Here is a 12,782-nt window from a genome sequence, read left to right as displayed (position 1 = left end):
ACCTTTCGTATCCAGTTTTCAGGGTGTAATTCGCCCGTATCGTTCCCTGATAGCTCAGTTGGTAGAGCACTCGACTGTTAATCGAGTTGTCACAGGTTCGAGTCCTGTTCGGGGAGCCATCTGGAGAGGTGTCCGAGTGGTCGAAGGAGCACGATTGGAAATCGTGTAGGCGCTAACCGCGTCTCGAGGGTTCGAATCCCTCTCTCTCCGCCATTTCATCTCTACTGATTATTCTCTGATATTGTTAGAATGCATACAGGGATATCTATTTAGCGAGGCCCGTTGGTCAAGGGGTTAAGACACCTCCCTTTCACGGAGGTAACAGGGGTTCGAATCCCCTACGGGTCACCAAAAAAACTTCAAAAAAGCTTGAAAAAAGACTTGCAATCACCACGAAATGTGTGGTATGATATAAAAGTCGCCTGACACGGAGGCTTAGCTCAGCTGGGAGAGCATCTGCCTTACAAGCAGAGGGTCGGCGGTTCGATCCCGTCAGCCTCCACCATAATTTAATCGGCAACATTTACAATGACGCGGGGTGGAGCAGCCCGGTAGCTCGTCGGGCTCATAACCCGAAGGCCGCAGGTTCAAATCCTGCCCCCGCAACCAACTTTACCTTCGGAGCAATCCGAAAGCCATGATCTGGAGCTGTGGTGTAGTGGCCCAACATGCCTGCCTGTCACGCAGGAGACCGCGGGTTCGAATCCCGTCAGCTCCGCCATTTACACAAATGGCTCGGTAGCTCAGTCGGTAGAGCAGAGGACTGAAAATCCTCGTGTCGGCGGTTCGATTCCGTCCCGAGCCACCATTAAAACTGAATAACAGTAATAACCATGCCGTTGTAGCTCAATTGGTAGAGCAACTGACTTGTAATCAGTAGGTTGGGGGTTCAAGTCCTCTCGACGGCACCATTCATGGAGGATTAGCGAAGTGGCCAAACGCAGCAGACTGTAAATCTGTTCTCTGACGAGTTCGGTGGTTCGAATCCATCATCCTCCACCAGTTTTAATTTTTTTTATTTTTAGGGGCATAGTTTAAAGGTAGAACAGCGGTCTCCAAAACCGTTAGTGTGGGTTCAATTCCTGCTGCCCCTGCCAAGAGGTTTGTGCGGCGGTCGTGGCGAAGTGGTTAACGCATCGGTTTGTGGATCCGACATTCGGGGGTTCAATTCCCCTCGTCCGCCCCATTATACTTAACAAACAAATAGATTGGGGATTAGCCAAGCGGTAAGGCAACGGACTTTGACTCCGTCATCCCTAGGTTCGAATCCTAGATCCCCAGCCATTATATGCGGAAGTGGCTCAGCGGTAGAGCATCGCCTTGCCAAGGCGAGGGTCGCGGGTTCGATTCCCGTCTTCCGCTCCACTTTTTTTATTTGGCGCCATAGCCAAGTGGTAAGGCAGAGCTCTGCAAAAGCTTTACCCCCAGTTCGAATCTGGGTGGCGCCTCCACAACTCAAACAATTGTGTGCCCTTAGCTCAGCTGGATAGAGCGTTTGACTACGAATCAAAAGGTCAGGAGTTCGAATCTCTTAGGGCACGCCATCATATTAGCCGGTGTGGCGGAATGGCAGACGCGCGCGACTCAAAATCGTGAGGGAAACCGTGGAGGTTCGAGTCCTCTCACCGGCACCACTATTACGATAATCATTACTTTAATTAAAACGTCGATTGTACTTATGTGCAGTCGGCGTTTTTGTGTTTAATTGTATACAATTCCGTGGCGACAAGAGATACGATGGTGCAGACAATAGTTTGTGTACTAAGATAGGGAGTCTACTCAGGTTAGGGGAGTGGGTTGCAAAAAGTGGGAAAAAGCACCTCGTTAGAACAATCACGAAGCGCCTGCAGCAAGCATTGCTATGTGCATCTATCGATAGAAGGAAAATGCTCCGGCATCCGTTTAATTTGATCGTGAACCGTGTCAACGGACAATAAACGATTCACTGGAACATTTACAACTACTTCTAACATGGATTCAACCTCCAAAGATTAATATAGTTAGTTTAGAGCTCCACGATTTTGGTCGCGATATTTTTGCAAAATTCACTGTCATGCTCTACAAAAAGTATTGTAGGAGCATGTTCCAACAACAATTCTTCAATCTGTAAACGTGAGATGACATCGATAAAGTTCAACGGTTCGTCCCATATATAGAGATGAGCACTCTCGCATAAGCTCTTGGCGATCAGTACTTTCTTCTTCTGGCCGCCGCTGAATGATGACATATCTTTTTCAAATTGTATGCGCGAAAAATCGAGTTTCCTTAAAATCGCTTTGAACAAGCTCTCATCAATGCGGTTATTAATCGCGTAGTCTGATAAGTTGCCTTGCAGCTGTGAGGTATCTTGTGAGACATATGAGATTTTTAGCTGACTACCTTTGCGAAATGTGCCGGTGAAATGGATGTCTTCATCAAGAATTAGCTTAAGAATACTTGATTTACCTGAGCCGTTTGGACCCGCGAGCGTAACACGCTCTCCTTGTTCAATGGTAAATGTTACGCTGCTGCAAACGGTCTGTTCATTGTAGTGGATCGAAACATTCGCTAACTCCACCAGCTGCTTCTTATTGTAAGCAAGCTGAGAAATTTTCAGACTTTCTGAGCTTTCGATATTTTTTAGGAGCTTGGTACTTTCCTCTATTGCGGATTGCTGTCTCTGCTCGATCGATTTGGAACGTTTCATCATTTTGGCGGCCTTGTGTCCGATATATCCTTTATCGACTTTCGAGCCGGAATTGCGAGTTCCGTTCTTTGTTTTCTCTACTTCGTGCGACCAATTGCCTGTTCTCTTTGAGGAATCAGATAGACGTTTAATGTCTTTTCTCAGTTTTTCGTTCTCGGCTAGCTCAAAATGATCCTGCCTATTTTTATTGTCCCACCAATCCGAGAAATTACCTTTCTGAATCTCTATGTCAGTTTTGTTGATCGAAAGAATATGGTCCACACAATTATCCAGAAATGCGCGGTCATGTGACACCAAAATGTACCCATTCTTGGTTTTTAAATAATCGCTAACCAATTTCCGTGCGTGAATGTCCAGATGGTTGGTTGGTTCGTCGATCAGCAGGAAGCTGTTTTCTTTCAAAAATAAGGCTGCCAGCAATACCTTCGTTTGTTCGCCATTGGAGATGGATTCAAACGGGCGATACAATACATCCTCTGATACCTTCAGCAATGATAATTCACGTAGGATCTGCCAATGCTCATAATCAGGACATATTTCCTCGATAACGTCTAAGGTATTAGATTCTTTGTGTTCAACATGGAAAGGAAAGTACTCAAAACTTACACTTGCTGAAATGTTCCCACTGTAATCATATTTGCCAAGCAGCAGGTTCAGAAATGTGGTTTTGCCTCGTCCGTTTCTTCCCGTAAAACCTAGTCTCCAATTCGTGTTGAGTTGAAAGCTGACATTGTCGAAAATGTTGTCGTAGCTGCCGTCATAAGCAAAGGTCAAGTTCGTGACATTAATTAATGACATAGGTAATAGTCCTCCTTAACAAAAAAATGAGCTACAAGAAAGTTACCCTTCTTGTAGCTCAAAAAAATGACTCTTCTAACCCAATTGATGGAATAGAAAAGTGTATATTTTGAGTGATAAGAATAAGTAACTCCCTTGCTTAAAAAGAATGATAAAAGCTATAGCTTTATATTCTTTCTACATAAGCAAGAAATATTACATTATTCCTATCACTCCCGTCATTAAAGTTGTTGTTATTTTAACATGGCTATTTCTAGATTTCAACCATCAACAATTTGTATGTCGCTGTCTGCTGGAGCTACACGCTTCCGCCGAATAGAAAACGATAGTCCCAGTGCTTGCCCGCTATAGTATCCGTTCGTACGCCGCCACTCGCCTTGGAGAAGGTGTGCAGCATGCGTCCATTGCCAAGGTAAATGGCGACGTGCGTAACGGGTTGGCGGGACTTGCTGTATTTTGTATAATCAGATTGACTAAGACCGTGATAATCCATGAAGAACATTAAATCTCCGCGCTTTAAATTCCGCCATGATGTCTTGACTGCTGAATGCTTCTTTACATATAGTGCTTGACTGGCTGAAGTTAACGGCAAGGAGAGTCCTTCTCCTTTTTGGAAAACATAATGCACGAAGTCGGAGCAATCGAATGTACGGGTAGTGCTCCGGTTTGATCCGAATTCATAAGGAGTGCCCAGATAGCTGCTGCCAATTTGGATCACTCTGTCTATGCCGCTTGATGCGGCTGCGGCCGTTTGTAAAGGGACGGCTTGAGGCATAAAAGTTAAAAGAAGGGCTGCTGCTACGACTGTTTTTCCTATGACTGATATGTTTGTGCGCAAGCGTTGAATACGCATACACCTCCTGTACAGGAATACTGTACCACACCAGGCCAACGGCTGTTTACCTGTAAATGTTGCCACGTTCAGTCTGCGGGTGGGTCGTTTCCCCGACCGAGGTCTAGGAATAAAAACCGCCGCGAGTCCGTTTTGAATAATCGAGGAATGACCTACAATGATAACAGAAGCAAGCGATGAACAACTTCAAGCGCAGCGCTGCAAGAAGAATGGAAATCAAAAATGGGAAAGGCGGTGACGTACACAATGAATAGTAAATCGGCGTTAGGTGCTTTACTCGTAGTCTTGGGTGGAATTGTGGTACTTAACTTTATCGGAGTTAACTTGGGTTGGATTATCGGTTTATTGATGCCATTCATCCTGATCGGTCTCGGAGTTCTTGGTCTGAAGAATGATAAAAAGATTATCGGCGGCATTCTGATTGTAGTCGGAGCGATTATGCTGCTTGGCAAATTGGCTGGTATCTTTACTCTATTGTTGGCAATCGGTTTGATCGTCTGGGGCGTGTCGGTGTTCAAAGGCGCAAGACGGGCTTAACAACATACACATACGAGCTTAGATAAAGATTTGGAGAAGGAGGTATCCCAATGAGCATCATCAAGCGGGTTCGTGACATTACAGTCGCGACACTCAACGAACGATTGGAGAAGGCGGAAGATCCCGTCAAACTCATTGATCAGTTCCTTTGGTCTACACGGGAGGAAATCATTCAAGCAGAACGGCTGTACCAACAATATGCGGGGCATGGCAATCACCTGAAAGTGCAGTGGCTTCAAGCCGAGCAGCTGAAGGATAAGCGGGAGCAGCAAGCGCTGACAGCTCTTAAAGCCGGTGAAGAGCATGTAGCAAGAATTGCACTGCATGACAAGGCTTCCAGCGAGGAGCGTGCTCGTAATTATCGTGAGCTGTATGAACAGTCACAGAGCAGCGTTAGAGATCTGGAGGAGCAGCTTCGCGAGCTGCGCAGCGAATATCAAGCGGTATATGATAAACGTGAATATTATGCGGCTCGGATGGAGTCGCTTCGCCTTCAGCAAAGAATGAATGCGCGTTATGCTGGCAATGGTATGAACGGCTCGCTGGGACAGCAGCCGGATGGCATGTTCCGCAGACTTGAGGACCGCATTAGCGATATGGAGCTGGAAGCTAGAAGCCTGCGCGACTTGCGCAGACAAGGACAAGAATTTCTCGTTGAAGCTGGCACAGCCATTCAATCGGTTATCGAGAACGAATTGGAGCAGCTGAAACGTAAATTACAGCAGGAAGGATGGAAATCGTCATGAAGAAACTGTATCGGTCGCGTCGGGATAAGAAGCTCTCCGGATTATGTGGCGGTATTGCCGAAATGCTGAACGTAGATGCGACTTTACTTCGGATTCTTCTGATCGTCCTGACGGTTTTCTCAAGTGGTGTCCTGATACTGGTATACATTCTTACTTCAATGGTCGTTCCTAAGGAACCCACCTTTGACAACGGATATGGTCCTTATGGTTACGGCCCTGGTCCTGGGAGCTACAACGGAGGCTGGAATAATGGATACCAAGCGCCACCCAACCCTAAACAAGGCTTTGGAGGTCCGTATTCAACTCCGCCAAGTCCTAATCCTCAGCCATCGCAATACAATTGGCAGCAGCAGGGTCAATCCAATTCGAATTTGGATGCCATGATGGAGGATCTGGAGAAAAAAGCATTACGCAGAGAAATTGAAGAGCTCCGCGCAAAATTAGCCAAACATGAGAAGGGAGATGTTTAGAAATGAGTATTTTTAAACGTTTGAAAGATATGACGAAGGCATCCTTGCATGAGATGTTGGATAAAATGGAAGATCCGGTAGTTATGCTGAATCAGTATTTGCGTGATATGGAGGCTGAAATCCATCAGGCAGAACTGACGGTAGCCAAGCAAATGGCAAGCGAGCGTCGTATGAAGCAGCGTCTGGAAGAGGCGGTACGCAGCGGTGCGGATCGTGAAGCTAAAGCCGAGACTGCAATTCGTGCAGGACATGAGGATCTTGCCCGCAAGCTGCTGGAGGAGAAAATTTTCTTCGATCAAAAAACGGCAGAGTATACGGATATGCACGCAGGAGCAGCTGGTCAGGTGGAAGAGCTGATGGCACAGCTTCATGGCATGAAGGATGAGTTCTACCAGCTTCGCAATAAGCGCAATGAGCTCGCAGCTCGTGCTCAAATGGCGAAAGCGAAAAAACAAATGGCTCAAGTTACAAGTGTTCACTCCATTGAGAGCGGCAATGCATCACGCGGCTTCAATCGCATGGAAGAAAAAATTATGCAGCTGGAAGCTGAAGCTGAAGTTATGCGCGTGCCGTACTCTTCTTACAACTACAATAGCACGACATCGATCAGTTCTGCAGATCCTTCGAAGCAATTGAAGGTTGAGGAGCAACTGCAAGCTTTGAAGAACAAGCTGAATCCTCCTGCAAGCAATTCGCTTGCTAAATCAGCCGAGTAATTCGATCGATTATATAACAAAGTGTTGATTAGGATAAGCCAAAGGCGGTCAGCGGTTTTATTAAGCTGCCGCCTCAGGCTTTTTCCATTGAAGGCTTCGTTTTTTTGGGATACATAGAGAGGGGTGTGCACCGATGGCTGAGGGATCACCTTTGGATGATCAGCCTGTGAATCGGCCGGATTCGCCTCAAGCAGCCTCCTTACGAGCCCCGTTGCCAGGCTATCAAGGCGGACAATCAGCGCCGCCTAACAATAACGGAGGGGCGAAGCGGCGAAACGCGGCAGAGACAGTTCTGTGGCTTCTTGTTATTCTCGGATTGCTCGTGCTTGTATTGCAAGGGACGGGTTATGTGAAGTTATTCGCTCTTCAGAGCAAAGCGGCGGCTATCGGATTAACTGTTATTGCTGTTTCACTGTCGGCTGCGGCTGCATATAGTTACTTTCAGGGTGTGAAGCTCAAAGCGGCAATCAAACGATTAACGGAGCAGCAGCGGCGGAATAAGCAGAAGGTGACGCTGCCTTCCTCAGAAGGCGGGCTGGAATCATCTCGTGATGGGGATGAGAACGATGTATGGACGGAGAAGGTGCGTTTCTCCGCTGTCATTGAGGAGCGTCAAAGACTTGCAAGGGAGCTTCATGATGCGGTTAGCCAGCAGTTGTTCGCAATTTCGATGACGGCAACAGCCGTTAGTCGGACGCTGGAGAAGGATTGGGAACGGGCGAAGCGCCAGGTGCAGCTGATCGAGGAAATGGCCTCGGTTGCTCAATCGGAAATGCGCGCTCTGCTGCTGCATCTGCGGCCTGTTCATCTGGATGGAAAAAATTTGGGCCAGGCGCTGCAAAGTCTGGTAGAGGAACTGCAGCAAAAGGTGCCAATGAATATCATGCTGGATGTGGATGCTACGATTAAGCTGGGGCCGGAAGCAGAGGATCATCTCTTCCGAATTGCCCAAGAAGCGCTTTCTAATACGCTGCGGCACTCCAAGGCAGAGCATATGGATATTCATCTGAAGCGAGCAGGCGATCATGCGCGTCTAACGTTCCAGGACAATGGTGTCGGATTTGATTTGGAAGCAAAGAAGCAAACGTCATACGGATTGCTCACGATGGAGGAACGGATCACTGTTCTGGGCGGTTCCTTACAGCTTGTTACTTCACCAGGGCAAGGCGTAGTTATTGATATATGGGTTCCGCTCGGAAGTCACTAAGGGAGGGATATCGGACAGGATGGAGGCGATACAACATATGGAATCAATCGATCAGCCAATTAAAGTGCTGCTTGTCGATGATCATGAGATGGTCCGGATCGGATTGGCGGCTGTGTTGAACACTGAGGATGGTATTGAAGTCGTAGGTGAAGCAAGCAATGGGATGGAAGGCATCCGATTGGCGCAGGCCTACCATCCTGATGTCGTGCTCATGGATCTGGTAATGGACGGGATGGACGGCGTTGAGACGACTGCGAAGCTGCTTGAGCTGTATCCGGATTGCAAAGTTATTGTACTGACAAGCTATCTCGACGACAGCAAAATGTATCCTGTTATTGAAGCTGGAGCCTTCAGCTATCTGCTGAAAACGTCACGCGCGAACGAGATTGCCGATGCGATTCGAGCTGCTTCTCGCGGTCAATCTGTTTTGGAGTCGCAGGTAGCTGCGAAAATGATGAATCGCTTCAGACAGCCGAAGGCTGAGCGAGTTGTGCCGCCTCATGAGCAGTTGACGGAGCGGGAAATGGATGTTTTGCTTCGGGTGTCGAAGGGGATGTCCAATCAAGAGATCGCGGATGATCTGTTTATCGGGATTAAGACGGTGAAATTTCATGTCACGAATATTTTTGCCAAGCTTGGCGTTGATGATCGGACGCAAGCTGCTATATATGCGCATAAGCATGGGCTCGCTGAATAACAGGCTGCGCCATATGGAGAATATTAGATTTAGCCGTCTTAGCGGGAATGCTGAGACGGCTTTTTGATGGGAATGGATGATTGTGCCCCAAATGAGTTGCGAGTCTGAACAGGGCGAATGAGGACGTGGACGAAGACCCGAAACCGGGGATTGTCAGGCAGATGAATCGGTTTTCAGATAAGGAAGCAGGAATGAATAGATCTGGTCAGGCTGGTTGATATCCAGTATTGTAAGCTTGTTAAGTGCTCGATTGTCCGCTATGGCTTGTCTGATTTCACTGGACCATACGATTGCGGCAATGGGGTTGGCAAGCTCATGGAGCAAGGGGATGTCCGCAAGGGATCGCAGCAGCACGAGCTTGGGATAGGGCTCTGGCTTGAAGCCTTCAACGAGGACGATATCGACATTGTGCATGTATGCCAGCAATTCGGTTAGAGAAGCAGAGCTGCTGAGAAGCACCGCGCTGTTCGTCGATGAGCTGATTGCTGTTATGTCAGCACCCGCCTCCCCATGCTTCCATGTATCTGTCCCCGGCGTATCGATTGTAAAGCTATGGGCATCATGCTTGGCTGTGCCGACGGTGCAGCCATCCCCTTTGAAGCGCCTGATCAGCTCGGTGACGAGTGTTGTTTTGCCGCTGTTCTTATAGCCGACGATTTGGAGGATGAATGGTCCGGAGCGCCTGGTCCCTGTCAACAGAATCAAACTCCTTTCGCTGCATGCTTATTCGTTGATTGTAGCATAATGCGCAGGGTTGAAACACTCTACATAAGGGGACGACGGCTGGCCCGGCAATGAAATTTGCTATAGGCTGCGGAAGCGGAGTTTTGGTACAATGGATGGGAATGAATTAACGGATGATGGGCGTTCAAGGCAGACAGGATGATTGCAAGCGCCTTGATGACAATCGGTGGGAGGTCAACTGTGCAGCAATTGCAAGGAGCTTCTCGATTCAATCGGCGCGCGATCAAGGTGGATGCCGCGCTGAATCTTGTGCTTGAAGCGGCCGTTCCAGGGCGGCGTGAAACGGTGCCGCTGTGGCAGGCCGGAGGCCGTTGGCTCGCGGAGTCGCTGACGGCGACGACCGACTGGCCGCCCTTCCCGCGCTCGGGACTGGACGGTTATGCCGTCCGCAGCGCGGATACTGCGCTGGCGTCGCCAGGTAATCCGGCGACGCTGCGCGTTTTGGGTGCGGTCGCGGCGGGCGAGCTCGCCCTGGCGATCGTTGAGCAGGGCACTGCCGTCCGCATTATGACGGGCGGGGCGGTGCCTGAGGGGGCTGACGCGGTCGTGATGCTGGAGCAGACCGCGGAGGACCTTCTGGCCGGCGGCGAGCCGGCGGTGCGGGTGAAATGCGCCGCCGCAGCCGGCCAGAACATTGCGCAGCCGGGCGAGGAGTTTCGCCGCGGCAGCGCTTTGGCGGAGCCCGGCACGCGCATCCGGCCGGGCCATATGGCGCTGCTGGGCACGTTCGGCTATGCCGATGTGCCCGTATATGCCCGTCCGCGCGTCGCGATTGTGGCGACCGGCAATGAGCTGCTGCCAGTGGAGGCGCCGCTCCAGCCGGGCTGTATTCGCGACAGCAACAGCAGCATGATCGCAGCTATGGTGGAGCAGAGCGGAGGAGAGCCGCTGCTGTTAGGCCGTCTCGCGGATGATCCGTCTGCGGTTGAGGCCGCGCTTGCGTCCGCGCTAGAGCAGGCTGATCTTGTTGTCACAACAGGTGGTGTATCGGTTGGCGACTTCGATGTTATGGCAGCTATCATTCGCCGCATACGAAAGAGCGGTCATGCGGGTGAAGGCGCGGTGAGTGACACCGTATTGTCGTTAGAAGGCAGCAGTATGAGTGAGGGCGAGATGAGTGACAGCGCATTGTCGTTAGAAGGCAGCAGTATGGGTGAGGGCGAGACGAGTGACAGCGCATTGTCGTTAGAGGGCAGTAGTACGGGTGAGGGAGAGATGAGTGACAGCGCATTGTCGATAGAGGGCGGTCGTGCGGGTGAAGACGTGCTGCGTGACAGCGCATTGTCGATAGAGGGCGGTCGTGCGGGTGAAGACGTGCTGCGCGACAGCGCATCGTCGCTAGAGAACGGTCATGTGGGTGAAGCAGTGGTGCACGCCAGCGCATCGTCGCTAGAGAACGGTCATGCGGGTGAAGCCGCGATAAGCGACAGCGCATCGCGCAGCCAAACGGGGGCGGGTTCCAACGCCGAACCGCCTTTGTTGCCCGGCAGCATGGCGGCGCTATCGGGTCAAGCAACCCGCCTTTTGTTCGACAAGGTTGCCATGCGTCCTGGAAGCCCGACCTCCGCAGCTGTTATCGACGGCAAACTGCTCTTCGCGCTGTCTGGCAATCCGGGGGCTTGCTTCGTCGGGTTTGAGCTGTTCGTACGTCCAGCTATATTGCGCCTGCTCGGAGCCTCTCTTGAAGCAGCCATCCCACGCAGGGTGACGGCAAGGCTTGCTTCAGATTTTGAGAAGGGCAGCCCGCATGAAAGATTTGTGCGAACCCGCTTATTATCGCGCAATGGCGAGCTGCTGGCTGATCCGCTAGCTTTTAACAAATCCAGCATGATGGCATCTATTCCAGAGGCAGACGGCCTCATTCGGATTCCAGCAGGACAAGCTGGCGCACCAAGCGGTTCTATTGTAGATATTATTGTTCTCCATTAGTGTTTTTTTCAATGAAATTGCGATGACAACAAGAAGCAACCCGCCTTCATGCCTATGCATAAAAGCGGGTTCGTTTGTTCAGAACAGAAGGAACAGAAAGGCAATGAGGGCCAAATCAATGGCAAATGCAGCGCCGAAGCCGAAAGGGGATCCCCATCCCCATGCTTGCGTTTGAACGCTAGTGGTATCCGGCAGGGGGCTGACAGCTGAAGCAGCCTTCTTTACTTTGCTAATCTTCTTCTTCTTGCTCTTATCCTTGCCCTGCAAATGTGTGAGTGTGCCTTGACTGCCATAGTGTGCGCCATGTGAGTCGCTTGAGGGGCTATTCAGCATGACGCGTCCGCCGTTGCAGCTGCTTAGAATGCCAACATGCCTTTGACCATCTGTTGTTACGATGCAAACGGGCATGCCGCAAAATTGGTTTATACGCTCCTCATGGAGCGGAAATATGGGTTCCATACGTGGATGACACCTCCATTGAACGTGCTAAGAACAGCGTATTCACCCAGCGGCTAATGTGTATGGTTAGTTACCCATATCACTTCTAAATTGACTCCGCAGGCTGAGGAGGTCGTGGATGATAACGATGGATACAAAAGCGCCGATGTTCAGACGAGCTGGCAAAAACGGAATTATTGCTGTGCTGCTAGTTATTATTATCGCCGGAGGATTGGCAGTCTGGAAATGGAACTCTCCTGTGAACGGTGAAGGGAGTCCACTGCTTCATGATTTCAAGCAGCTGTGGACTTGGAGCGACGGGGTTATTGCTGACGGCGCCCAAGGGGGGAGTTGGTCTTTTCGCTGGGATGGCAGTTCGACTTATGCAGATATTGAGCAGATCGCCTCACAATTGAATATTACGTTGGAAAGGGAGCCACAGGGGCTTGTCTATCGAGGGAATTTGAAGGGAGGAATAGAATTATATACGTTAACGATATGGGCGAAGCTGTATGGGACTGGAACGTCTGATGAGGCTGGTCATGATAATGCCATTGCTGATGTTGTTCTGCTGCTGAATGGGAACGGGGGTACATCGTATCGCCAGTTGCTGGATGTGGTGAGCAAAGTGGAGGAGACCGTTTCAAGGTATGCGAATGATTATGAAGGCAGCTTTGCCGTACGGGGACTGTCTCAGTCAGCGGGGGAACGAGCATCGGATCAAATCGCCATCCTGGCCCAGGCGTCTGCACTGGAATCATATGAGGACGGGGGAACGAGAAGTGTGGCTTATTACAGCGCTCACTTGAAGTCCTTGGTCCATAGCGGAAAGCATAAATTAAATTTACAAATTGCCGAGCATGTACCTCCAGCAGGCAGCCAGCTTGAGATTATTATTGGCGTGCCGCTCATTACGGGGGATTACAGTGCCGGACATTAGAGATTGTTGATGCTTTGATTA

The 12,782-nt window shown here is 50.0% G+C and carries 12 protein-coding genes and 16 tRNA genes; 24 read left to right on the top strand and 4 right to left on the bottom strand.

Annotated features, from left to right (window positions below; translation table 11 throughout):
• Positions 1 to 43: 43 nt before the first annotated feature.
• From L6H65_RS24675 to L6H65_RS24600, 16 genes are all read left to right on the top strand, one after another.
• Positions 44 to 119, top strand: a tRNA-Asn gene (locus L6H65_RS24675).
• Positions 120 to 122: 3 nt separating this feature from the next.
• A tRNA-Ser gene (locus L6H65_RS24670) sits at positions 123 to 213 on the top strand.
• Between the two features lie 63 nt (positions 214 to 276).
• Positions 277 to 351, top strand: a tRNA-Glu gene (locus L6H65_RS24665).
• 78 nt (positions 352 to 429) lie between these two features.
• Positions 430 to 505: transfer RNA gene (locus tag L6H65_RS24660), tRNA-Val, on the top strand.
• 27 nt (positions 506 to 532) lie between these two features.
• A tRNA-Met gene (locus tag L6H65_RS24655) sits at positions 533 to 609 on the top strand.
• Between the two features lie 35 nt (positions 610 to 644).
• A tRNA-Asp gene (locus L6H65_RS24650) sits at positions 645 to 721 on the top strand.
• Between the two features lie 11 nt (positions 722 to 732).
• Positions 733 to 808, top strand: a tRNA-Phe gene (locus tag L6H65_RS24645).
• Positions 809 to 835: 27 nt separating this feature from the next.
• A tRNA-Thr gene (locus tag L6H65_RS24640) sits at positions 836 to 911 on the top strand.
• A gap of 5 nt (positions 912 to 916) precedes the next feature.
• A tRNA-Tyr gene (locus tag L6H65_RS24635) sits at positions 917 to 1,002 on the top strand.
• 21 nt (positions 1,003 to 1,023) lie between these two features.
• Positions 1,024 to 1,097: transfer RNA gene (locus L6H65_RS24630), tRNA-Trp, on the top strand.
• A gap of 13 nt (positions 1,098 to 1,110) precedes the next feature.
• A tRNA-His gene (locus tag L6H65_RS24625) sits at positions 1,111 to 1,186 on the top strand.
• A 23-nt stretch (positions 1,187 to 1,209) separates the two neighbouring features.
• Positions 1,210 to 1,284 (top strand) — tRNA-Gln (locus L6H65_RS24620).
• 6 nt (positions 1,285 to 1,290) lie between these two features.
• Positions 1,291 to 1,365: transfer RNA gene (locus L6H65_RS24615), tRNA-Gly, on the top strand.
• 12 nt (positions 1,366 to 1,377) lie between these two features.
• Positions 1,378 to 1,451: transfer RNA gene (locus L6H65_RS24610), tRNA-Cys, on the top strand.
• A gap of 16 nt (positions 1,452 to 1,467) precedes the next feature.
• Positions 1,468 to 1,544: transfer RNA gene (locus L6H65_RS24605), tRNA-Arg, on the top strand.
• Positions 1,545 to 1,552: 8 nt separating this feature from the next.
• Positions 1,553 to 1,634: transfer RNA gene (locus L6H65_RS24600), tRNA-Leu, on the top strand.
• Between the two features lie 371 nt (positions 1,635 to 2,005).
• Here L6H65_RS24600 and L6H65_RS24595 read toward each other — a convergent pair.
• The gene (locus L6H65_RS24595; RefSeq protein WP_236346787.1) at positions 2,006 to 3,484 is read right to left on the bottom strand and encodes an Lsa family ABC-F type ribosomal protection protein; all 1,479 of its coding nucleotides are present in this window, start codon (positions 3,482 to 3,484) and stop codon (positions 2,006 to 2,008) included.
• Positions 3,485 to 3,782: 298 nt separating this feature from the next.
• Complete coding sequence (locus tag L6H65_RS24590) at positions 3,783 to 4,337, bottom strand: C40 family peptidase (protein WP_236346783.1); 555 nt, start codon at positions 4,335 to 4,337, stop codon at positions 3,783 to 3,785.
• A gap of 222 nt (positions 4,338 to 4,559) precedes the next feature.
• On the opposite strand from L6H65_RS24590, the gene L6H65_RS24585 reads away from it, so the two are divergent.
• From L6H65_RS24585 to L6H65_RS24560, 6 genes are all read left to right on the top strand, one after another.
• A complete protein-coding gene (locus L6H65_RS24585; protein WP_371877764.1) occupies positions 4,560 to 4,874 on the top strand; it encodes a LiaF transmembrane domain-containing protein in 315 nt (104 codons plus the stop codon).
• 50 nt (positions 4,875 to 4,924) lie between these two features.
• Positions 4,925 to 5,620 (top strand): PspA/IM30 family protein, encoded by a 696-nt coding sequence (locus tag L6H65_RS24580; protein WP_236346776.1) that lies wholly within the window; start codon positions 4,925 to 4,927, stop codon positions 5,618 to 5,620.
• Positions 5,617 to 6,090, top strand: a complete 474-nt coding sequence (locus tag L6H65_RS24575; RefSeq protein ID WP_236346773.1) for a PspC domain-containing protein — start codon at positions 5,617 to 5,619, stop codon at positions 6,088 to 6,090. Before L6H65_RS24580 ends, L6H65_RS24575 begins: the two co-directional genes overlap by 4 nt.
• 2 nt (positions 6,091 to 6,092) lie before the next feature.
• On the top strand, positions 6,093 to 6,806 hold the full coding sequence (locus tag L6H65_RS24570; RefSeq protein WP_236346770.1) for a PspA/IM30 family protein: 714 nt from the start codon (positions 6,093 to 6,095) through the stop codon (positions 6,804 to 6,806).
• 133 nt (positions 6,807 to 6,939) lie between these two features.
• On the top strand, positions 6,940 to 8,013 hold the full coding sequence (locus L6H65_RS24565) for a sensor histidine kinase (RefSeq protein ID WP_236346767.1): 1,074 nt from the start codon (positions 6,940 to 6,942) through the stop codon (positions 8,011 to 8,013).
• A gap of 46 nt (positions 8,014 to 8,059) precedes the next feature.
• Positions 8,060 to 8,710 carry a response regulator gene (locus tag L6H65_RS24560; protein ID WP_503827068.1) on the top strand — a complete coding sequence of 217 codons (651 nt, stop codon included), beginning with the start codon at positions 8,060 to 8,062 and terminating at the stop codon, positions 8,708 to 8,710.
• 153 nt (positions 8,711 to 8,863) lie between these two features.
• Here L6H65_RS24560 and mobB read toward each other — a convergent pair whose 3' ends face one another.
• Positions 8,864 to 9,406 (bottom strand): molybdopterin-guanine dinucleotide biosynthesis protein B, encoded by a 543-nt coding sequence (mobB, locus tag L6H65_RS24555; protein WP_236346762.1) that lies wholly within the window; start codon positions 9,404 to 9,406, stop codon positions 8,864 to 8,866.
• Between the two features lie 228 nt (positions 9,407 to 9,634).
• Here mobB and L6H65_RS24550 point away from each other — a divergent pair, with 228 nt between their 5' ends.
• On the top strand, positions 9,635 to 11,383 hold the full coding sequence (locus tag L6H65_RS24550) for a molybdopterin molybdotransferase MoeA (protein ID WP_236346759.1): 1,749 nt from the start codon (positions 9,635 to 9,637) through the stop codon (positions 11,381 to 11,383).
• A 78-nt stretch (positions 11,384 to 11,461) separates the two neighbouring features.
• Here the strand turns inward: L6H65_RS24550 and L6H65_RS24545 are convergent, their stop codons facing one another.
• Complete coding sequence (locus L6H65_RS24545) at positions 11,462 to 11,842, bottom strand: hypothetical protein (RefSeq protein ID WP_236346756.1); 381 nt, start codon at positions 11,840 to 11,842, stop codon at positions 11,462 to 11,464.
• 118 nt (positions 11,843 to 11,960) lie between these two features.
• Between L6H65_RS24545 and L6H65_RS24540 the strand changes: the two genes are divergently transcribed.
• Positions 11,961 to 12,761, top strand: coding sequence for a YwmB family TATA-box binding protein (locus L6H65_RS24540; RefSeq protein ID WP_236346753.1), 801 nt, complete (start codon positions 11,961 to 11,963; stop codon positions 12,759 to 12,761).
• The last annotated feature ends 21 nt before the right edge of the window (positions 12,762 to 12,782 follow it).

The organism is Paenibacillus plantiphilus, assembly GCF_927798095.1.
Lineage (GTDB): Bacteria > Bacillota > Bacilli > Paenibacillales > Paenibacillaceae > Paenibacillus_Z > Paenibacillus_Z plantiphilus.
This window is presented reverse-complemented; position numbering and strand designations above follow the sequence as displayed.

Coding starts and splice junctions, on each gene's coding strand:
- L6H65_RS24565 (WP_236346767.1), top strand. CDS start 6,940: ATGGCTGAGGGATCACCTTTGGATGATCAGCCTGTGAATCGGCCGGAT.
- L6H65_RS24595 (WP_236346787.1), bottom strand. CDS start 3,484: ATGTCATTAATTAATGTCACGAACTTGACCTTTGCTTATGACGGCAGC.
- L6H65_RS24575 (WP_236346773.1), top strand. CDS start 5,617: ATGAAGAAACTGTATCGGTCGCGTCGGGATAAGAAGCTCTCCGGATTA.
- L6H65_RS24540 (WP_236346753.1), top strand. CDS start 11,961: ATGATAACGATGGATACAAAAGCGCCGATGTTCAGACGAGCTGGCAAA.
- L6H65_RS24580 (WP_236346776.1), top strand. CDS start 4,925: ATGAGCATCATCAAGCGGGTTCGTGACATTACAGTCGCGACACTCAAC.
- L6H65_RS24590 (WP_236346783.1), bottom strand. CDS start 4,337: ATGCGTATTCAACGCTTGCGCACAAACATATCAGTCATAGGAAAAACA.
- L6H65_RS24570 (WP_236346770.1), top strand. CDS start 6,093: ATGAGTATTTTTAAACGTTTGAAAGATATGACGAAGGCATCCTTGCAT.
- L6H65_RS24545 (WP_236346756.1), bottom strand. CDS start 11,842: ATGGAACCCATATTTCCGCTCCATGAGGAGCGTATAAACCAATTTTGC.
- L6H65_RS24585 (WP_371877764.1), top strand. CDS start 4,560: ATGGGAAAGGCGGTGACGTACACAATGAATAGTAAATCGGCGTTAGGT.